General features: G+C 64.2%; 22 protein-coding genes and 1 tRNA gene. 19 read left to right on the forward strand and 4 right to left on the reverse strand.

Features of this window, described 5'->3' with window-relative positions:
- Positions 1 to 2: 2 nt before the first annotated feature.
- The 7 genes from QQW98_RS11805 (at position 3) to QQW98_RS11835 (ending at position 4,853) form a co-directional block, all read left to right on the forward strand.
- Positions 3 to 467: a hypothetical protein gene (locus QQW98_RS11805; protein WP_290135137.1), complete on the forward strand. Its 465-nt coding sequence runs from the start codon at positions 3 to 5 to the stop codon at positions 465 to 467.
- A complete protein-coding gene (locus QQW98_RS11810; RefSeq protein ID WP_290135138.1) occupies positions 460 to 654 on the forward strand; it encodes a helix-turn-helix transcriptional regulator in 195 nt (64 codons plus the stop codon). The genes QQW98_RS11805 and QQW98_RS11810 overlap by 8 nt, the downstream gene beginning before the upstream one ends.
- A gap of 79 nt (positions 655 to 733) precedes the next feature.
- On the forward strand, positions 734 to 1,648 hold the full coding sequence (locus QQW98_RS11815) for a TraB/GumN family protein (RefSeq protein ID WP_290135139.1): 915 nt from the start codon (positions 734 to 736) through the stop codon (positions 1,646 to 1,648).
- The gene (locus QQW98_RS11820; protein ID WP_290135140.1) at positions 1,648 to 2,541 is read left to right on the forward strand and encodes a TraB/GumN family protein; all 894 of its coding nucleotides are present in this window, start codon (positions 1,648 to 1,650) and stop codon (positions 2,539 to 2,541) included. The genes QQW98_RS11815 and QQW98_RS11820 overlap by 1 nt, the downstream gene beginning before the upstream one ends.
- A 129-nt stretch (positions 2,542 to 2,670) precedes the next feature.
- Complete coding sequence (locus QQW98_RS11825; protein WP_290135141.1) at positions 2,671 to 3,366, forward strand: 50S ribosomal protein L25/general stress protein Ctc; 696 nt, start codon at positions 2,671 to 2,673, stop codon at positions 3,364 to 3,366.
- Between the two features lie 92 nt (positions 3,367 to 3,458).
- A complete protein-coding gene (gene pth / locus QQW98_RS11830; RefSeq protein ID WP_290135142.1) occupies positions 3,459 to 4,028 on the forward strand; it encodes an aminoacyl-tRNA hydrolase in 570 nt (189 codons plus the stop codon).
- 135 nt (positions 4,029 to 4,163) lie between these two features.
- Positions 4,164 to 4,853 (forward strand): cistern family PEP-CTERM protein, encoded by a 690-nt coding sequence (locus QQW98_RS11835; protein ID WP_290135143.1) that lies wholly within the window; start codon positions 4,164 to 4,166, stop codon positions 4,851 to 4,853.
- Between the two features lie 51 nt (positions 4,854 to 4,904).
- Here the strand turns inward: QQW98_RS11835 and QQW98_RS11840 are convergent, their stop codons facing one another.
- Entirely contained in the window at positions 4,905 to 6,422 is a 1,518-nt protein-coding gene (locus QQW98_RS11840; RefSeq protein ID WP_290135144.1) for a tetratricopeptide repeat protein, read from the reverse strand.
- Between the two features lie 103 nt (positions 6,423 to 6,525).
- On the opposite strand from QQW98_RS11840, the gene ychF reads away from it, so the two are divergent.
- From ychF to QQW98_RS11860, 4 genes are all read left to right on the forward strand, one after another.
- The gene (gene ychF, locus QQW98_RS11845) at positions 6,526 to 7,626 is read left to right on the forward strand and encodes a redox-regulated ATPase YchF (protein ID WP_290135145.1); all 1,101 of its coding nucleotides are present in this window, start codon (positions 6,526 to 6,528) and stop codon (positions 7,624 to 7,626) included.
- 59 nt (positions 7,627 to 7,685) lie between these two features.
- Entirely contained in the window at positions 7,686 to 8,507 is an 822-nt protein-coding gene (locus tag QQW98_RS11850) for a DUF1206 domain-containing protein (protein WP_290135146.1), read from the forward strand.
- Positions 8,508 to 8,578: 71 nt separating this feature from the next.
- A complete protein-coding gene (locus QQW98_RS11855) occupies positions 8,579 to 9,283 on the forward strand; it encodes a glutaredoxin (protein ID WP_290135147.1) in 705 nt (234 codons plus the stop codon).
- Positions 9,280 to 9,741 carry a MaoC family dehydratase gene (locus QQW98_RS11860; protein ID WP_290135148.1) on the forward strand — a complete coding sequence of 154 codons (462 nt, stop codon included), beginning with the start codon at positions 9,280 to 9,282 and terminating at the stop codon, positions 9,739 to 9,741. Before QQW98_RS11855 ends, QQW98_RS11860 begins: the two co-directional genes overlap by 4 nt.
- 3 nt (positions 9,742 to 9,744) lie before the next feature.
- Here QQW98_RS11860 and QQW98_RS11865 read toward each other — a convergent pair whose 3' ends face one another.
- Together QQW98_RS11865 and mutL are read right to left on the reverse strand one after the other, a co-directional pair.
- Positions 9,745 to 10,242 (reverse strand): hypothetical protein, encoded by a 498-nt coding sequence (locus tag QQW98_RS11865; protein ID WP_290135149.1) that lies wholly within the window; start codon positions 10,240 to 10,242, stop codon positions 9,745 to 9,747.
- Positions 10,242 to 12,053: a DNA mismatch repair endonuclease MutL gene (gene mutL, locus QQW98_RS11870; RefSeq protein ID WP_290136936.1), complete on the reverse strand. Its 1,812-nt coding sequence runs from the start codon at positions 12,051 to 12,053 to the stop codon at positions 10,242 to 10,244. The genes QQW98_RS11865 and mutL overlap by 1 nt, the downstream gene beginning before the upstream one ends.
- Positions 12,054 to 12,246: 193 nt before the next feature.
- Between mutL and QQW98_RS11875 the strand changes: the two genes are divergently transcribed.
- From QQW98_RS11875 to rodA, 5 genes are all read left to right on the forward strand, one after another.
- Complete coding sequence (locus QQW98_RS11875) at positions 12,247 to 13,296, forward strand: rod shape-determining protein (RefSeq protein WP_290135150.1); 1,050 nt, start codon at positions 12,247 to 12,249, stop codon at positions 13,294 to 13,296.
- Between the two features lie 65 nt (positions 13,297 to 13,361).
- A complete protein-coding gene (gene mreC, locus QQW98_RS11880; protein ID WP_290135151.1) occupies positions 13,362 to 14,273 on the forward strand; it encodes a rod shape-determining protein MreC in 912 nt (303 codons plus the stop codon).
- The gene (locus QQW98_RS11885; protein WP_290135152.1) at positions 14,270 to 14,827 is read left to right on the forward strand and encodes a rod shape-determining protein MreD; all 558 of its coding nucleotides are present in this window, start codon (positions 14,270 to 14,272) and stop codon (positions 14,825 to 14,827) included. Before mreC ends, QQW98_RS11885 begins: the two co-directional genes overlap by 4 nt.
- Positions 14,827 to 16,857 (forward strand): penicillin-binding protein 2, encoded by a 2,031-nt coding sequence (gene mrdA / locus QQW98_RS11890; RefSeq protein ID WP_290135153.1) that lies wholly within the window; start codon positions 14,827 to 14,829, stop codon positions 16,855 to 16,857. Before QQW98_RS11885 ends, mrdA begins: the two co-directional genes overlap by 1 nt.
- Positions 16,854 to 17,969 (forward strand): rod shape-determining protein RodA, encoded by a 1,116-nt coding sequence (gene rodA / locus QQW98_RS11895; protein WP_290135154.1) that lies wholly within the window; start codon positions 16,854 to 16,856, stop codon positions 17,967 to 17,969. The genes mrdA and rodA overlap by 4 nt, the downstream gene beginning before the upstream one ends.
- On the opposite strand, the gene QQW98_RS11900 is transcribed toward rodA, so the two are convergent.
- Complete coding sequence (locus QQW98_RS11900) at positions 17,966 to 18,649, reverse strand: helix-turn-helix transcriptional regulator (protein ID WP_290135155.1); 684 nt, start codon at positions 18,647 to 18,649, stop codon at positions 17,966 to 17,968. The genes rodA and QQW98_RS11900 overlap by 4 nt on opposite strands.
- 166 nt (positions 18,650 to 18,815) lie before the next feature.
- On the opposite strand from QQW98_RS11900, the gene QQW98_RS11905 reads away from it, so the two are divergent.
- From QQW98_RS11905 to QQW98_RS11915, 3 genes are all read left to right on the forward strand, one after another.
- Positions 18,816 to 19,193: a hypothetical protein gene (locus tag QQW98_RS11905; protein WP_290135156.1), complete on the forward strand. Its 378-nt coding sequence runs from the start codon at positions 18,816 to 18,818 to the stop codon at positions 19,191 to 19,193.
- A 106-nt stretch (positions 19,194 to 19,299) separates the two neighbouring features.
- A tRNA-Lys gene (locus tag QQW98_RS11910) sits at positions 19,300 to 19,375 on the forward strand.
- A 128-nt stretch (positions 19,376 to 19,503) separates the two neighbouring features.
- Complete coding sequence (locus QQW98_RS11915; protein ID WP_290135157.1) at positions 19,504 to 19,833, forward strand: hypothetical protein; 330 nt, start codon at positions 19,504 to 19,506, stop codon at positions 19,831 to 19,833.
- The last annotated feature ends 71 nt before the right edge of the window (positions 19,834 to 19,904 follow it).

The following is a 19,904-nucleotide window of genomic DNA, read 5'->3' on the forward strand; positions in this document are numbered from 1 at the left end:
CCATGCCCTACGATCCTTCCGCACCCAGCCTGTCCCAGCGAAGCGCGGCCTATGCTTTCCTTTTGCTGGGCGCAGTCGACCACGCAATTGCGACCGTGCTCTTCGCTTTCGATGCCAGCCCCAGCCTCGCCTCGATCATGCTTGCGCTCAGTGCAGGCGCAATAATCGGATCGGCGCTTCCTTATGCCGCTGACGACTATTTGCGCCAGCTGAATGCCGTGGGCCATCGCTGGGTGATGGCGGTGCTGGGCATTGCGACTTTTGTCTTTGCACTCGTCGGCATCGGGCATTTTGCGAACTCCGTAGGTCGCCTTGCCTCAGGAGCCGAAGCGAGTGGCGAGCCCTCGATGGTGACCGGGCTGATCGCCAATCCGCTGGCGCTGTGCCTGGCCCTGGGCGCGGTTTTCTACCTCGGGGCCGGCTTCGCGTGGGCGCGCGATCGCTTCGCAGGCAATGACGATGCATAATCAACTCAAGGTCCTGCGCGCGATGCGAAACTGGAGCCAGGCGGAATTGGCCGGACATCTCGATGTCTCGCGCCAGGCGGTGAACGCCATCGAGACGGGCAAGCACGACCCGTCCCTTCCCCTCGCTTTCCGGATCGCCCGGCTGTTTGAAATGCCGATCGAGGAGATTTTCAATGACCAGGCTTGATCGCATCAGCGGCGCGGAATTTTGCGGGACGGTGCAAATCACTTTTCCCTCCACCCAACTCGACTAGAAGGAACGCTTCGTGAAAAATCTGTATCGCAAGCTTGCCACAGGCGTCGCCGTCATTTCCCTCTGCATTGCGCCGGGAGCCATGGCGCAGGAGAACGCCAGAGTCGAAGCCAACGTCGCGGCCGAGACGCCGACCGGGCCGGCCCTGTGGTCCGTGTCGGACGAGGACACCACGATCTACCTGCTCGGCACCGTTCACTTGCTGCGCCCCGAGACAGAGTGGTTCCGGCCATATATCGCCGAGGCGCTGGCCGCATCGGACGAGGTGGTGACAGAGGTGTTCGCCAGCGAAGTCGAGGCCGCAGGTCCTGTGGCGATGCAAAAGGCGATGCTGCCTGAAGGGACGACGCTGCGCAGCCTGATGAACGACGAAGATCGCGCCGAATACGAAGCCACGCTTAACGCGCTCGGCGTGCCGGTGGAAACGTTCGACCCGTTCGAGCCGTGGTTCGTCGCGATCAACCTGCAGATTGCGCCTCTGATGGCGGCCGGTTTCGATCCCATGGCCGGTGTCGAAACCCAGATTGAAGCACGCGCTCCGGCGGCGGCCACTCGCTCTGCGCTGGAGACGGCAGCGTTTCAGATCGACATGTTCGATAGCCTGCCGATGGAATCGCAGCTCGAATATCTCGATTACAACATCGACAATTTCGCTGAATCCGTGACCGGGCTGGATGCGCTGGTCGGGGAGTGGATCAAAGGGGATGACGACGGCGTGAACACGCTGCTGGTGCCCGGCCTCGTCAACGAGACCATCGCCAAGGCTGTCCTGGCTGACCGCAACGCCAATTGGGCGGAGTGGATCGAGGAAAGGCTCGACCGGCCCGGCACGGTCTTCATCGCCGTGGGCGCGGGCCACCTTGTCGGCGGCTCTAGCGTGCAGGCGCAACTGGGCAGCCTCGGATTGACTGCCGAACGGCTTCACTGATGTCGTTTCGCGCCGCCCTTTCCGCCTTGTTGGCAGCCTTGTTGCTGGTCGGGTGCGGCGGGGCGGCGCGCGACGACGAGCGGCTGTCCGGCAGCGACGGTCCGGCCTTGTGGGAGATCCGCAAGGACGGCGCGCTGGAAGGCTGGCTGTTCGGGACGATTCACGCCCTTCCCGACGGGACCAGCTGGCGGACCGACCGCTTCGATGCGGCCTTCGATGCGTCCGACCTGCTGGTGCTCGAAATCACCGAGTACGACAGCAGCTTCGATCGTGACGAAGCCCTGCAACGCCTCGCCATCACGCGCGGCTTACCACTGCCCAGCCAGCGCCTCGATAAGGAAGACCGCCCCGCCCTGCGCAGTGCCTTTGCAGAAGCCGGGCTGGACGAGCGGGAATTCCGCAATGTCGAAAGCTGGGCGATCGCGCTCAGCCTGTCGAGCGCGCTGTCCCGCGCGGACCCGGCGAACGGGATCGACCGCAAGCTTTATGGCGAGGCACGCAATCGCAAGGATTATCCCGTGGTCGCGCTCGAAGGTGCCGAACGCCAGCTCGGCATATTCGACCGCCTGCCGGAAAGCGCGCAGCTCGCCTTGCTGGAAGGTGTGGCGGCTGAAGCGGAGGCGGAAAGCGACGAGGATGGGCGCGTCGAGCATTGGCGCACGGGCGACCTGGCCAAGCTGGAAGGCGAGATCACCTCCGGCTACATGGCACAGCCGGTGCTGCTCGCCGCCTTGCTCAACGACCGCAATCTCGACTGGATGCCGCGCATCGCGACCTTGCTGGAAGCCGGACCCAAGCCTTTCATCGCCGTGGGCGCCGGCCACATGCTGGGCGACAAGGCGCTCGATCGCTTGCTGGCGGAAGCGGGTTACGAGGTGGTGCGCATCCAGTAGGCGGGCGGGCCCGTCACAAGCCTTGCTTTTGCGTCGCATACCGCTATAGCGCGCCGCTTCCCGCCATGGTCATCCCTGGAGGCGTGGTGAGGGAAGCATACCAACAAAGCTTTTCGAAAGGTACGTGACATGAGCGACGCTCTGACCCTGCCGGCCGAGACGCGCGATCGGGCTGGCAAGGGAGCCTCCCGTGCACTGCGTCGCGAAGGCCGTGTCCCCGCCGTGATCTATGGCGGCAAGGAAGATGCAACCACCATCCATCTCGAGGAGAAGGAACTGGTCCGTCAGCTGATGACCGGCCACTTCATGAACTCGATCGTCAACATCGAGGTCGGCGGCAAGCCGGTGCGCACGATCCCCAAGGACGTCGCTCTGCACCCGGTCACCGACCGTCCGATCCACGTGGACTTCCTGCGCCTGGGCAAGGGCGCGAAAATCGTCGTCAACGTGCCGGTCGTCTTCATCAACGAAGAAGCCAGCCCCGGCCTCAAGAAGGGCGGCGTGCTCAACGTGGTCCGTCACGACCTGGAACTCGATTGCGAAGCGGACAAGATCCCCTCGGAAATCGAAATCGACGTCACCGGCAAGGAAGTCGGCGATTCGATCCACATCAGCGAAGTCACCCTGCCGGACGGTGCCACCAGCGCCATCACCGATCGCGACTTCACGATTGCGACCCTCGTCGCCCCGTCCGCGCTCAAGCGCAGCGAGGGTGAAGAAGGCGATGACCAGACCGGCGAAGGCATGGAAGCGGGCGAAACCGCTGCCACCGAGCAGGGTCCGGACGACGACGCTGCCGACGAGCAGGAAGCGAAGAGCGAGTAAGCGCTTCTCGCATCCCCTAAGCCAAGGCGCCGGGCTTCTTCGAAAGAAGCTCGGCGTTTTGCTTTTCGGGGCAGTCTGGCTAGGGGGCAGGCATGCAAATCTGGACCGGCCTCGGCAATCCCGGCGAGAAATACGCCATGCACCGGCACAACGTCGGCTTCATGGTGTGCGATGTGCTGGCGGAAATGCACGGCTTCGGCGCGCTGCAGAAGAAGTTTTCCGGCTGGGCGCAGGAAGGCCGCATCGGCGGCGAGAAGATCCTGCTGCTGAAACCGGCCACCTACATGAACGAAAGCGGCCGCGCGGTTGGTGAGGCGCTGCGTTTCTACAAGCTCGGCCCCGATGCCCTTACCGTCTTCCATGACGAACTCGACCTAGCCCCGTTCAAGGTGAAGGTGAAACAGGGCGGCGGGACGGCGGGTCATAATGGCCTGCGCAGTATCGACCAACATATCGGGCGCAATTTCCGGCGCGTGCGCATCGGCATCGGCCATCCGGGCCACAAGGACCGGGTGACCGGCCATGTTCTCGGCAATTATGCCAAGGCCGAACAGGACGCGCTCGTCCAGATGCTCGGAGCGATCGGGGCGGAAGCGGAATGGCTCGCCCGGGGCGACGATCCGCGTTTCATGAGCGAGATCGCGCTCAGGATGCAGGACTGAGCATTGTCGGGAATCCTGACAATCCTAGCCGCTTTCCAATGCCATTAACCATCGAGACCCGCACAATCCCTCGTTTGGCACGAACGGTGCTTCGTATCGCGTAAACCATGCATTTCGCATCGGGGGGTACTTACGATGATCCGTCTTCTTTCCACTGCCGCAGCCCTGTCGCTGATCGTCGCGACGCCTGCACTGGCAACGCCTATCACCCTGGACGAGAGTAATGTCGGCGAGAGCTTCACGTTGTCTTATGGCGGTTTTTCCGACGACAGGACGATCGACGGTCTCGGTGCGGAGGCGACGTTCACGCTGACCGGCGTGACCGACCACAGCTTCACGTTCGACTATGCGGTGACCAACACCACCGCCAGCGGTCTGACCTCGCGCATTTCCAGCTTCGCCTTCAACACCGATCCGGACATCGCCCGCGCATCGAGCACGGGCGCGTTCAACTACACGCTGACGGATTCGAAATATCCGAACGGCATCGGCAACGTCGACGTCTGCTTCAAGGCGGCGCGCACCAATTCCTGCGCAGGTAACCGAGGCGGTGTGAGCGAAGGCAACACCGGCACCGGCAGCCTGACGCTGAACTTCGCCGACATCGTCGACACGATCTCGCTGAGCGATTTCTTCGTGCGCTACCAGTCGATCACCGGCGCGGGCCACGTGTCCTCGGCCAATGGCGCGGGTACGCCGACATCGACCTCGACTTCCACGACCAGCGGGACCACCGTTCCGGAACCCGGCATGCTCGGCTTGTTCGGCGCCGGCCTGCTCGGCCTCGGCCTCATGCGCCGCCGCCGCAAGCCGGCAGTCGCCTAGGCATCAACCAAAAATCGATAGGGGAAACGGCGCCGGGCTTTCGGCGCCGTTTCAGTTTGCGCGCTCGGCCTCGGCAAGGTGGCGCTTGATTTCCGCATTCCCGGGAGCGAGCCGCGCTGCCTTGCGCAGCAATTCCAGCGCCCTCGCACGGTCGCGTCCTGTTTCCAGCATCAGCATGGCGGCCGTGTCGAGGACGGCAGCGTCGTCGGGGGCGAGCCTGACCGCGCGAGCGGCGTAATCCAGCCCTTCCCCGGCCTTGCCCGTCCGGCCCAGCGCATAGGCGAGGTTGTTGAGAACCATGGCGTTCTTGCCATCCGTCATGGCGAGCACATCGCGATAGGCAGCCACCGCCTCGGTCCAGTCGCTATCCTGTAAGGCGCGGTCGGCAGCGGAAAGCCGCATCGCAAAGCGCTGTCCGCTCGGTAACGCCGCGCGCCCCGCGAAAGTCGCAGCTCGCCGATCGCCCGTGGCCCGCGCCGCGCGGGCCAGCAGGGCAAGCTCCGGTCCGCTCGCATCGCCGCGACCCGCCACGGGCTCGAGGGTTTTCAAGGCCCCTGCCCTGTCGCCCGCGTCATATTGCACCTGTGCCAGCAACAAGCGCACGTCGCGCTGTCCCGGATAGCGCCGCAGCAAAGGGACGAGCCGGGCGCGGGCGAGCTCGCCGAGGTCGAGCTGCTTCAGCGCCTTCGCGTAAAGCAGGTCGGCCTGCGGCATATCTGCCAGCTGTCCTTCACGCGATTGCAATATATCCCGCACCTCGTTCCACTTCTCGCGCTTGGCCGCGATAAGCGCTGCGAGATAAGCCGTGTCGAGCCGCTCGTCCTCACCGGCGAAACTTTCCAGTGCCGCAGCAGCTTCATCGAGCTTTCCCGTTTCCGCCAGCATCGCGACACGGCCGATATTGGCGGCCCGGTTGCCGGAATTCCTGGCGAGAGCCGCCTTGAACGCCGTCAGCGCGTCGGCGGGCCGCCCCTGAGCCGCGTGGATCTGTCCGTCCGCCAACAGGACGTCGAACGCATCTTCATCCTCGAGCTTGGCGCGCTCCACGAGGTCGCGCGCCTGCCGGCGATTGCCGCGGGCGAGTTCGAAGCGGGCGTATTCGGCGAGCAGGCGGGCTTTTGGTCCGCTGACGGTCGTCCCTTCGACGAAGCGAGCCTCCGCTTCGGCAACGTCACCCAGGGCCAGTTCCGCCAAGGCCTGTATCCGCTTGGCATCGGCCGTGGCCAATCCTTCGACCGCTTGCCATGCGCGCTCGGGCATGCCGCGGACCAGTTCCGCCTCGCCGATCATGATCCGCACCTGAGGATCGCGGGTGTCGAGCTGCCCGAGTGTCTGCAACGCCCCCTCCCCGTCGCCAAGCTCGAGCTGCGTGCGTGCGAGCAGCATCAGCAGCTCCGCATCGCCCGGCTTTTCCTTCAGCGCGGTGACGAGGTCGAGCTTGGCCGCAGCGAAGTCGCCTTGCGCCATCGCGTCCTCGGCGCGCTGGGCACGATCGGCGGGGCTGAGCGTGCAGCCTGCCAGCATAGCGGCAACAGCGAGCGGAGCGAGAAATTGAGTGCGTCGGTTCATGGCCCGCGAATACCGCAAACCGTCTAAGAAACGGTGAAGCTGGCATTTGCTGCGGCGCGCGGCTAAGCGGCGCGCCAACAGCTTTCGAAGACAGGAAAACGCCATGGGATTCCGCTGCGGGATCGTCGGCCTGCCCAATGTCGGCAAGTCGACCCTATTCAATGCCCTCACCGAAACGCAGGCCGCGCAGGCCGCGAACTATCCGTTCTGCACGATCGAGCCCAATGTCGGCCAGGTCGCAGTGCCTGACGAGCGGCTCGATGCGATTGCCGAGATTGCGGGTTCCAAGAAGGTCATTCCGACGCAGCTCGGCTTCGTCGACATCGCCGGTCTCGTGAAAGGCGCAAGCAAGGGCGAAGGCCTTGGCAACCAGTTCCTTGGCAACATCCGCGAGGTAGACGCGATCGTCCACGTCCTGCGCTGTTTCGAGGACGACGACATCCAGCACGTCAGCAACAAGGTCGATCCCATCGCCGATGCGGAAGTGGTCGAGACCGAGCTGATGCTGGCGGATCTCGAAAGCCTGGAAAAGCGTGTTCCCAATGCGGAAAAGCGCGCCACCGCGGGCGACAAGGAAGCGAAGATCACCGCCGCCGTGCTGGGCCAGGCGCTGCAACTGCTGCGCGATGGCAAGCCTGCCCGCCTGACCGAGCCGCAGGACGACGAGGAAGCGCGGGTCTTCCGGCAAGCACAGCTGCTCACCGCAAAGCCGGTTCTCTATGTATGCAATGTCGCGGAAGTAGATGCGGCAGAAGGCAACGCGCTCTCCGCAAAGGTCTTCGAAAAGGCTGCTGCCGAGGGTGCGCAGGCCGTGGTTGTGTCGGCCGCCATCGAATCCGAGCTGGTCGAGATGGAGCTGGAAGACCGCGGCGAGTACCTTGCCGAACTGGGTCTGAAGGAATCGGGACTCAGCCGCGTTATCCGCGCCGGTTACAGGCTGCTGGGCCTGCAAACCTTCTTCACCGCCGGCCCTAACGAAGCGCGCGCGTGGACTTTCCCCGATGGTGCCAAGGCACCGCAGGCTGCGGGCGAGATCCACACCGACTTCGAACGCGGCTTCATCCGGGCCGAGACCATCGCCTATGACGACTATGTCGCGCTGAAGGGCGAGGCCGGCGCGCGCGAGGCGGGCAAGCTGCGGCAGGAAGGCAAGGAGTATCTCGTGCAGGACGGCGATGTCCTGCTCTTCAAGTTCAACGTCTGACTTTCCCCGGCACCATTCGCGCCCCGGCCCGTTGGGCATCCAAACAGGGAGATAAGTGAATGGTCGACAAGTCCGAAAAGTTTAACTGGCTGGTTCGCGTGGGCTATTTCAGCCGCGCGATCCTTTATTCCGTGCTTGGCATCATCGCACTCACTAGCGCGAGCAAGATCGCCGAAGGCACGAACGGGATATTCCGTGCCATCGAAGACTTCCCGGCCGGCACCGCAATCCTGTGGCTGATGGTCGTGGGCCTCGTCGCCTATGCCCTGTTCCGCCTGTGCTCGCCGCTGTTCGATATCGAGAATAACGGCAATGACGGCAAGGGCTGGGCCAAGCGGATCGGCCATGCCGGTAGCGCGGTTGGCCACCTCGCACTCGCCTACTCCGCCTACAAATTCGCCAGCAGCGATCCCGGCACGACCGAAGGCGGTTCGGGCGGCTCCGGCGGCGGAGCGCAGGAAGCCGCGTCTGGCGTATTGTCGGCGGACTTCGGCGGAACGGTTCTCGGCATCCTCGGCCTGATCTTTTTCGTCGTGGCGGTGTTCCAGGCGAAGAAGGGCATTACCGGGGACTTCATGCATCGCATCAGCCCGCAGGCGCCCGATGCCACGCGCTGGTTGGGCGCGGCAGGCTTCCTTGCCCGCGGCGTGGTCTATGCCGTGATCGGCTGGTCGCTGGTGAAGGCCGGCTTCATGTCCGCAGGCGCAGAGCAGGTGAAGACGTTGGGCGATGCGGTGGCCAGCCTGGCCGGCGAAGGCCTCATCTTCACGCTTACCGCTATCGGACTGCTGCTGTTCGGGCTCTTCAGCCTGGTGCTGGCCCGCTATCGCATCATTCCGGAGCTTGACAGCAGCGCCGGAGTCCCCAGCTTCCGTGCCTGATGGCAACGCAAGCAACACAGCCCACGACGGGACCGGGAACCGGCAAGGTCGCCCGCCTCTATCGCATGGTAATGGAGAAACACGTCTGTCCCTATGGCATCAAGGCCAAGTGGCTGCTCGAAAGCAAGGGCTACACGGTCGAGGATCACTGGCTGCAAAGCCGCAACCAGACTGATGCCTTCAAGCGACAGCATTCGGTCGAGACCACGCCGCAAGTGTTCATCGGCGATGAGCGGATCGGCGGCTACACCGCCCTGCGCGCCTATTTCGACAATCCGGTAACCAAGTCCGGCGAAACGAGTTATCGCCCGGTCATCGCCGTGTTCGCCGTGGCGCTGGCCCTGGCCGTGTCGCTCTCGGTCGGTCTGCTGGGCGGCATCGGCATTCGCACGGCGGAGTGGTTCGTCGCCTTCTCGATGGCCATGCTCGCAATGCTGAAGTTGCAGGACGTCGAACAGTTTTCGACCATGTTCGTCGGCTACGACCTGCTCGGCGCGCGGTTCGTTCCGTATGCCTATGCCTACCCGTTCCTGGAGGCGACTGCCGCTGTTTTGATGGCCGGCCGTATCCTGCCGTGGCTGTCGATCCCGATTGCCGCAGTTATCGGCACCATCGGCGCCTTCAGCGTTTACAAGGCAGTCTATATCGACAAGCGCAGCATTAAATGCGCATGCGTGGGCGGCAGCGGCAATGTGCCGCTCGGCTTCGTTTCGCTGACGGAGAACCTGGCGATGATGGGCATGGCGATCTGGATGCTGGCGCGGAACCTCGCGTGATCCACTACGAAGACCTCGTCGTCGGAGAGACCGAGGAATTCGGCGCGTACGAGGTCACGCGCGAAGAAGTGATCGAGTTCGCCTCGAAATACGATCCGCAGCCGTTCCACCTCGATGACGAGGCGGCCGCGGCTACCCATTTCGGCCGCCTGTCCGCCAGTGGGTGGCATACCGCCGCGATGACGATGCGGATGATGGTCGACAACTTCTCAAAGAAACAGCGCGCCAGCCTCGGCTCGCCTGGCATCGACGAGCTGCGCTGGCTCAAGCCCGTCTATCCGGGCGACACGCTTTCGGTGACGAGCGAGCTGATCGAGAAGCGCCGCAGCAAGTCGCGGCCCGAAATGGGCATCATGCGGGCGAAAAGCACCACCTGGAACCAGCACGGCGAAGCGGTGATGACGCTGGTTTCAAACGGCCTGATCAAGGTCCGCGATCCGGACGCGCCGATCGACTGACGATCAGCGCTCCTTGCACTCGATCTGGGTGCTGAGGCGGAAGACCTCGCGGTCGAAGCTGTCGCGCACCAGGATTTCGCCCGACCCCGCCCCCGGCTCCATTTCCCCTTCGTTGGCAGTCAGCTGCATGCGCAACGAATATTCCTTACCGTCGTACTTGGTCCACGTACCGTAGGGCTGCTCCGGGCTACCCTTGTCGGGGCCGAGTCGCACGAGCTCCCCGTCCAGCTTGATCCAGGCATCATCGGGCCGGGCGATGGCGAGGTAGTGAATGCCGGAAGGATGCTGCACGGCGCACAGGCCGCCCAGGATATCCTTTTCTTCGAGGTCGCTCTCCGTGATGATTTCGGGCACGAGCCGCTCTGCCGGCGGACGCATGTTCTGCGCCTTTTCGACCATCGCGATATCGCGCGCGTCGTCGGCCGCCTTGGTCTGCGCGTCGTCTCCTCCGCCGCACCCGGTAAGGGCAACAAGCCCGGCCGCAAGAATTACCAACCGCATCAATGCCTCCCGAACAGCTTTTCGACGTCGTCCATCGACAGCTTCACCCACGTGGGCCGGCCGTGATTGCACTGTCCGGACCGCGGGGTCGATTCCATTTCGCGCAATAGTGCATTCATTTCAGCCACATTCAAGCGCCGCCCGGCGCGGACCGACCCGTGACAGGCCATCGTGGCAAGCACCAGATCGAGCTTTTCCTCCAAAAGCAGCGCCTCGCCATGTTTGGCAAGATCATCCGCGATGTCCTGCAGCGACTTGTGCGGATCGCCCGCCTTCAGGGCCGACGGCACCGCGCGCACCAGAATGGCGGAAGGGCCGAAGCGTTCGAGTTCGAGGCCAAGTTCGCCCAGCTTTCCCGCAGCATCTTCCAGCCGGTCGCAATCGACCTCGTCCAGTTCGACGACTTCGGGCATCAGGAGTGGTTGCGAGAGGCGCATTTTCTCCTCCGCCCCGGCCGCTTTCAGCCGTTCGAGGACGAGGCGTTCGTGCGCGGCGTGCTGGTCGACGATGACGAGGCCGTCGGCAGCCTCGGCCACGATATAGGTCTCTGCCACTTGGCCACGCGCCATTCCGAGCGGGTATTCGGCAGCTTCCCGGGGCAGCGGCTCGGCCTCTTCGGCGCGGCCCTGCGGCAACGCCGTGACGCCGCCTGCCTCCTGCCGCCAATGCTGCGCGGGTTCGCTCACCCGGGCCGGATCAGGCGCATTCCAGTCGCGCCCGGAGAAAATCGAGGCGAGCGCGGGCGCAGGCTGGACCGGTTCCGCCTGCCAGCGCGCCATGGCGCCTGCATCGGGTGTCTGTGCGCTGCGGCGATCGCCGGAACCGAGCGCGTCGCGCAGGCCCGACACGATGAAACCGCGTACCGCCGCCGCGTCGCGAAAACGCACCTCCGTCTTGGCCGGGTGGACGTTTACGTCGACGTCCTCGGGCGGCAGGTCGAGGAACAGAGCGAGCACCGCGTGGCGGTCCCGCGCCAGCATGTCGGAGTAAGCGCCCCGAACTGCGCCGACGAGCAGGCGGTCCTTAACCGGACGGCCGTTGACGAAGAGGAACTGCTGGTCCGCGATGCCGCGATTATACGTCGGCAGGCCGGCGATGCCCGTCAACCGCATGATGCCTGCGGGCGACGGGCGTTCGAGCGCGATGGCGACGCTGTTGTTCTTGAGCTCGCGTGCCACGATCTGCGCAACGCGGTCGGCAACGCTTTCACCGGCCTGCACGGCGATGATCCGGCGCTCGCCGTGCTCCAGAGTGAAGCCGATGTCGGGCCGCGCCATCGCGAGGCGGCGGACGACATCGAGGCAGGCGGCGTACTCGCTGCGTGCGGTGCGCAGGAACTTGCGCCGCGCCGGCACCTTGGCGAACAGGTTTTCCACCCGGATGCGCGTGCCCGGCGGCAGGGCGGCAGGTTCGTCTGACGTCACGTCGCCATGGTCCACCACCCTGCGCCAGCCCTGCTCCGCATCCCGAACCCGGCTTTCGATGGAAAGGCGCGCCACGCTGGCGATGGAAGGCAGTGCCTCCCCGCGAAAGCCCAGGGTGGCGACCTGCTCGATCGCCTCGTCCGGCAGCTTGGATGTCGCGTGGCGTTCCAGCGCCAGGGCCATGTCATCCGATGTCATGCCGCAACCGTCGTCGGTCACCTCGATCCGCTCCAGCCCCCCTTCGACCAGCCGCACGGCGATGCGGGTCGCGCCTGCGTCGATGGCGTTCTCGACCAGTTCCTTCAGCGCCGCGGCGGGGCGTTCCACGACTTCGCCCGCGGCAATGCGGTTGACGAGCTGTTCGGGCAGGCGGCGGATTTGCGGCATCCCGTCAGCATAGGGCACCGGCGGCGCCGGGTTAAGACGAACGGTGGTGAAAAAGCGGCGGTATCCGCACAAATTTTTTGGGTTTTCGGCGGAGAATCGCTAAGGGCACCCTCATTCCCCCAACCGAGGCCCTACCGACGCTGCAAGGGGAGGCGGCGGCGGCTTCCTTTTATCCACGAGTGTACCTGAAAAAATGGCCGGTTTCTTATCCAATCTCTTCCGGTTCGGTTCGCAGAACATGGCGATCGACCTCGGCACCGCAAACACGCTGGTCTACGTGCAGGACCAGGGCATCGTGCTCAACGAACCGTCCGTGGTTGCCATCGAAACCGTCCAGGGCATCAAGCGCGTCAAGGCTGTTGGCGACGATGCGAAGATGATGATGGGCAAGACGCCCGATTCCATCGAAGCCATTCGCCCGCTGCGCGACGGCGTGATCGCCGATCTCGATGTGGCCGAGCACATGATCAAACACTTCATCCGCAAGGTGACCGGTCGCAAGACGTCGATGCTGCGCCAGCCGGAAATCGTGATCTGCGTGCCCAGCGGCTCCACCAGCGTGGAAAAGCGCGCCATCCGAGACGCGGCCAGCAATGCCGGCGCTAGCCAGGTGTTCCTGATCCTGGAGCCCATGGCCGCGGCCATCGGCGCCGACATGCCGGTGACCGAGCCCGTCGGTTCCATGGTCGTCGACATCGGCGGCGGCACCACCGAAGTCGCGGTGCTCTCCCTGCGCGGCCTCGCCTACACCACTTCGGTCCGGACCGGGGGCGACAAGATGGACGAGGCGATCGTTTCCTACGTCCGCCGCCACCACAACCTGCTGATCGGCGACGCCACGGCAGAGCGGATCAAGAAGGATTACGGCACCGCCATCGTCCCCGAGGACGGTATCGGCGAAACCTTGCAGATCAAGGGCCGCGACCTCGTCAACGGCGTACCAAAGGAAATCACGATCAACCAGGCGAATATCGCCGAGGCCCTGTCCGAACCGATCGGCGCCATCGTGGAAGGCGTACGCATCGCGCTGGAAAACACCGCGCCGGAACTGGCTGCCGACATCGTCGACCAGGGCATCGTGCTGACCGGTGGCGGTGCGCTGATCCAGAACCTGGACGAGCATCTGCGCGAAGAGACCGGCCTGCCCGTCTCGGTCGCAGAAGACCCGCTGTCCTGCGTCGCGCTGGGCACCGGCCGCGCGATGGAAGACCCGATCTACCGCGGCGTATTGATGACCGCCTGACCACGTCGCTTCGGCAGGGGGATCCCGCTTTCCCGCTGCCGGGAATTTAGGAACCGCCGCCGACCATGGCCCGCCGCCGCACCAAGCCGACCGGTTTCTCCCGCAAGGAGAGACTGTCCGCGTTCACGGTCTACGTGGTCGCGGGCATCGGCGCGCTTATCGGTGCCATCCTGCTGGGCGTGTCGCTGCTCAAGCCGACCGCGTTCGAAGGGCTTCGCGGCGGGGCGACCGACGTGGTCGAACCGGCAGGCCAGGTCAGCTCGGTCACGCGCTCGGGCGGCCGCAGCATCTTCCAGAACATCGCGGCATACTACCGTGCCGGCAGCAAGAATGCCGAGCTGGAAGAGGAGGTGCGGATCGCCCGCGTCCGCCTCGCCGAAGCGCGGGCGCTGGAGCAGGAGAACAAGCGCCTGAAGGCCATGCTGCGCATCGTGGACGGCGATGCCGACCCGGTCGCAACCGCGCGGTTGATCGGATCGACGTCCTCTAGCGTGCGCAGGATCGCGTTCCTGTCTGCCGGATCGCGCGACGGGGTGAAGGTCGGCATGCCCGTGCGCACCCCGCGCGGCCTCGTCGGGCGAGTGCTTGGCGTGGGCGGCTCGAGCGCGCGCGTACTCCTCCTGACCGACCCCGAAAGTACGGTGCCCGTGCGCCGCTCCACCGACGAGGTGATCGCCTTTGCCGAAGGCCGCGCCGATGGCACGGTGCAACTGCGGCTCATCAATCTCGGCGTCAATCCGCTGAAGGAAGGCGACGTGTTCGTGACCAGCGGCACTGGCGGGCTCTACCGCCCGAACGTGGCGGTCGCCGTGGTCAGCGAACTGACGCGCGACGGGGCGATCGGCCGCCTGCTCGCCAACCCTGCCGCGACCGACTTCGTGCTGGTGGAGCCCGAATGGCAGCCCGCCGCGCGCGAGGCGATCAGCGAAGCTGTCGCCCGCCGCGAGGGCCCCGTGCCAGCCGACGGGGGCGAATGATGGAGGAGATCAACGGCCGGGTCCGTCATTCCGCCTACGGTCACAGGATCGAGCGGACCCAGTCCCCCCTCCGCGCCTACAGCATCCCCATCGTCACAATCTTGCTCGGATCGCTGTCGCCGCTGCTGCCGGTCATCGCGTCGGCACCATTGCTGCCGCCCCTCGGCTACCTGTTCTTCCTGTCGTGGCGCCTCGTCCGGCCGGGACTGCTGCCGCTGTGGGCGGGCATTCCGTTCGGCCTTTTCGACGACCTGTTCAGCGGCCAGCCACTCGGCAGCGCTATCATGCTGTGGTCCCTGACAATGCTGGCTCTCGAAGTGATCGACAACCGTTATCCCTGGCGCAATTTCGTGCAGGACTGGCTGCTGTCCATCTTCTTCATCGCGGTCTACCTCGTCGTCTCGGCGCTGGTGGCGGGCTTCAATCACGGCGGGGTCCGGCTTGAGCTTCTGCTGCCGCAATTCGTTTTTAGCGTCCTCCTCTATCCGATCGTCGCATTCGTGGTCGGCTCGCTCGACAATTTCCGCCTGCGCCGTGTGAAGAGGACGGCCTGATGTTCCGCAATCCCGTCCGCAGGGTGACCAGCCAGACGCTCGGCAATACGCTGGAGCGGCGCACTTTCCTGATCGGTTCGATCCAGGCCGGGATCGGCACGCTGCTGGCGGGCCGCATGGCCTATATCGCCGTGGCGGAGAATGAACGGTATGCGGTGCTTGCGGAAAGCAACCGCGTCAACCTGTCGCTGATCCCCCCGCGGCGGGGCTGGATCCTCGATCGCAACGGTGCCCCCCTCGCCTCGAACCGCGCCGACTTTCGCGTCGATATCATCCCCGAACGCGTGAAGGACGCGCCGGCGACTGTGGCGGAACTGGGCAAGCTGCTCGATCTCGACGAGGTGGAGCAGCGCGACCTCCTTGCCTCGATCGAGGAAGGCGCCGGGTTCTCGCCGGTCGAGGTGAAGAGCAGCATCGATTTCGACAAGTTCGCCGCTGTCAGCGTCCGCTTGCCGGAGCTGCCCGGTGTGATCCCCCAGCGCGGCTTTTCGCGATATTACCCGACGGGCCCCGCGGTGGGCCACCTGCTCGGCTATGTCGGCGTGGCCAACAAGGAAGAATTCGACGAGGCGGGCAAGGATCCCCTCCTCGTCACCCCAGGCTACCGCATCGGCAAGGATGGGCTCGAAAAGCAGTTCGAGGCACCCTTGCGCGGCGTACCGGGCGCGCGCCGCACCGAAGTGACGGCAAGCGGGCGCATCGTGCGCGATCTCGAAACGAGGGAGGACGTCCAGGGCGACGCGGTAAAGCTCGCCATCGACGGCCCCTTGCAGGATTATGCCGCCCGCCGCCTGGGCCTTGAATCCGGCAGCGTCGTGGTGATGGACTGCGAAAGCGGCGACATCGTCTGCATGGCTTCCATGCCCAGCTTCGATCCCAACAGTTTCTCGCAGGGGATCGGCAGCGTCGAATGGAAGATGCTGTCGGAAGACGACCACGTCCCGCTGCGCAACAAGGTGCTGAAGGGCCTCTACCCGCCCGGTTCCACAGTGAAGCCGATGCATTGCATGGCTTTCCTGCAGGCCGGGATCAAGCCGACCGAGACCATCGTGTGCGGTGGCGGCCGGCGCATCGGCAATCGCTTCTTCAATTGCTGGAGCAACCACGGCGTGGTCGACATGGCGAAAGCCATCTACCAGAGCTGCGACAGTTATTTCTACCACTTCGCCCAGCAGATCGGCTTCGATCCCATCGCGCAGATGGCGGAGACGACCGGCCTCGGCCAGGAATTCGACCTGCCGGTGGCCAGCCAGTTCTACGGCACGGTGCCCAACCCGGCGTGGAAGGAAAAGAAGTACGGCGATCCCTGGCGTTCATACGACACGGTCAATTCCTCGATCGGGCAGGGTTATTACCTCGTCAATCCGCTGCAGCTGGCGGTGATGAGTTCGCGCCTGGCAACCGGAAAGATGCTGGTGCCCCGTCTCGTAGTCGGCCGGGAAAAGCCCAAACCGCGCAGTTTCGCCTGGGACGCCGAGCATATCCGGGTCGTGCGCGAGGCCATGAGTGACGTCGTGAACGGGCCCGGGACCGCCGGTCGTGCTCGCCTGCCGCTCGATAATATCCAGATGGCGGGAAAGACCGGAACGGCGCAGGTCGTCTCGCTCAGCGTGTCGGACGGCAAGTCCGGTCCATGGAAATATCGCGACCACGGGTTGTTCGTATTCTTCGCCCCGGTCGAGAAGCCCCGCTATGCAGGCGCCGTGGTCATCGAGCACGGTGGCGGTTCCAGCGCGGCCTATCCTATCGCCAGGGATGTGATGACGTATCTGTTCGACCCGCAAAAGGCGCTCGAACAATTGTACGCATTCGAGAACGAATGGGGCGGCAAGCCCGGCGAACGGCAGCTGAGAAAGTACCGCACCTATGCCGAGGCCGCCGGGGTCGACGTGCCCCGCGCACCGCAGGACATTGCCGCCTTCGCGGCCCGTGTCGATGCGGAAGCGCGCGCCCGCGTGGTCACGGCCGTTGAAGAGGACGCGCAGAGCACCGCCCGCCCATCCCGCGACGGGAGCCCCGATTCGCGATGAGCGCGTCGATCATTCCCGATCCCATAGCGCGCCAGCCTTGGCGCCTGCTCCTGCCGCTGTTCGCCATCGTCGCGCTTGGCGGCGCGGTGCTGTATTCGGCTGCCGGCGGCAGCCTCGACCCCTACGCATCGCGTCATTTCCTGCGCTTCGCCGTGTTCATGGCGATGGCGCTGGTGATGACCCGCTTCCCGCGCGACCTGGTCAAGATGTCCGCTTACCCGCTCTACGGGCTGACGCTGATCCTGCTGCTGGGCGTCGAATTGCTTGGCGCGATGGGTGGCGGGAGCCAGCGCTGGCTGGAACTTGGCTTCCTGCGCCTGCAGCCGTCCGAACTGATGAAGCCGATCATCGTGCTGGTGCTGGCGCGATATTACGAGACGCTGCCCGCCTCGATGACGCAGGAATGGCGTGCATTGCTTCCCGCCGCCGGCCTGATCGGCGCGCCGATGGCGCTGGTGCTGATGCAGCCCGATCTCGGCACCTCTCTCGCAATCGCGTTCGGCGGTGCCTGCGTGATGTTCTTCGCCGGCTTGCCGATGCGCTGGTTTGTCTACAGCGGTGCCGCAGCGGCGGTCATTGCACCGCTCGCCTTCTTCTTCGGGCTGAAGCCCTACCAGCAGAGCCGCGTGACCACCTTCCTTTCGCCCGAAAGCGATCCCCTGGGCGAAGGGTACCAGATAACCCAGTCGAAGATCGCCATCGGTTCGGGCGGGCTGACCGGGAAGGGTTTCGGCAACGGCTCCCAAAGCCACCTCGACTATCTGCCGGAACCGCACACCGACTTCGTGTTCGCGACGATGGCGGAGGAATGGGGACTGCTCGGCGGCGTGTTCGTGATCGTTGCCTTTGCCATCATCCTCAACTGGGGCCTGACCGTGGCGCGCGACGCGCAGGACCGGTTCTCGCAATTGCTGGCGGGCGGCATGGTCGTGACGATCTTCTTCTACATTGCGATCAACCTGATGATGGTGATGGGCCTCGCCCCGGTGGTCGGGATCCCGCTGCCCTTCATGAGCCACGGCGGATCGTCCATGCTGACGAACATGATCTGCATCGGCGTGCTGATGATGATCCACCGCTGGAACCGCAGCGGCCCAAGGCGGATGCGCTAGGGTTCGACCAGCCGCAGTTTAAGTGCCTTCACTGTCGCACCCACCCGGTCGGCCGTATCGAACTTCGAGTAGATACGCTGTGTGTAGGTACGCACGGTCTCGGGCGAGATCGACAGGATTGCGCAGATGTCCACGGTCGATTTGCCGCGGACGATCCATTGTAGCACCTCGGTCTCTCTTTCGGAGAGCGTTGGTGCCTTTTGTTCGCGATCAAGCAGGACGCACAGCCGCTGGTGCGCGATCTGGTGGATCAGCCGTACATCGAGCAACAGCATCCTGTCGCCTTCCCGATCCATCGGGCGACCGAAATCACATGAGGCATAGGCATTGCGGGAGTGCGGACCGTAAAGCGGCAGGCCGAAGCCATGCACCAGCCCGTGCGCCTGCATCGCCTCGGCGTAACGACTGGTCCCTTCGAGTTCGGCGCATGCAGCCAGCGCCTCGCGCCAATAGGTGAGCCGAGCCATCTTGAAGGTGTAAGTCGGGATAGGGTCGATCATCCGCAATCCTGTGTCCCGATAAAGGGCCAGCCATGCGGCGGGAAAACCTTCCGCGTAGATCATGGTGTTATCGGAGGTCGGACCATCGAAAACGGGCGTGAAATGGTAGCTCTGCCGGATGATGCCGCGTTCTGACGACCAAGCGCGAACCGTCGCCAGGACCTCGGCGATGTCCTCCATGGCCTCGATCCGGCCATGAATTTCAGCATTGCCTGTCAGATGCGGCTCCGTTTGTCCCCCGATTGCGGGACTTGTTGAATAGCTCCAACAATCATAAACCAATCGGCCCTGCGGGTGAAGTTCAAGGCCCCAGTGCGAGGCATGGACCGCTGTGCAGTCCGGGCGCTTGCAAACCATGACCGGAATTCTTTCGCGAGTAGAATGCCTTGCAGCAATCGCAGAAGGTGCGCGAGCACTTGCCGCTACAAGAAGTATGAAGACCACCATTCGAAATATCGCCCTGCGAGCGCGTGATGCGGTGCGCCGCGGCAAGCAGAAGCGTCGCCTCGACCGGTTGAGCGATGATGCCTCGCGCCTGGCCGTCCTGCTGACCGAGCACGGCACCGAGCACGTGCCCCTGCGGGTGCGTGACATTCACCTCCTTGCCGATATTCGTCAGGGCGATGTGCTCAAGGCGTTGAAAGAACTGCAGGACGGGGGCTTCATCCGCGTCGAAGAGGAAATGCACGATCCGCTCGCTTCGCGCATTCGCATGGACGGCTGAGAGCCGTCCGCCAATAACCCCCTTGTCATTTCGGCGAGGCTGACTAAATGCAGCGCCTCCCGCGAATCGCCGAAGGCATTCCGGGCCTGCGGAGTACCGCCCGTGTGGACGCATAGCTCAGTTGGTAGAGCAGCTGACTCTTAATCAGCGGGTCCTAGGTTCGAGCCCTAGTGCGTCCACCACCTTTTCAAGCACTTAGCTCTAGTTTGCTTTCGACCTGAAATGCCGTAGCAACCACATAGCAACCACCGTGCAGAGTAATGCAGCGCATTACCGATATGGGTGGAATTGTGTTTGCAGGAGACGGCCAGTGCAGATCCAAAACCTTCCCACGCTACTCGAAATGATCAATCAGCTGATCGACCAATGCCAATCGACTGCGCCTGAAAAGCTCAGCATTGTGACGGGACCCAGGGAGGCCGACGTCGAGAACTTGTTGGAGTTTGGCGTCTATCCGCCAACTGATCGGACGTCTGTGCCGCGGCGAGCCCTCCTCGCCATTGGCCAAACGCTGGGGGCTGTCGGCGGCATCGATCTTATGAAGCAGGTCTTCGATGCTTATAAAGCCAAGCATGGGCCTCGACGTGCCGCTAAACTGAGCAAGCGTTGGGACACTGCGGCCGGCATCTGGTACGACTGAGGCATCTCCAGATTGAGCGGGTAATTTTGGCGTTTTGCAAAATGTGGCCTTTGCACACTTTGGCCACTTTA

Source organism: Alteriqipengyuania flavescens (genome assembly GCF_030406725.1).
Classification (GTDB): domain Bacteria; phylum Pseudomonadota; class Alphaproteobacteria; order Sphingomonadales; family Sphingomonadaceae; genus Alteriqipengyuania_B; species Alteriqipengyuania_B flavescens.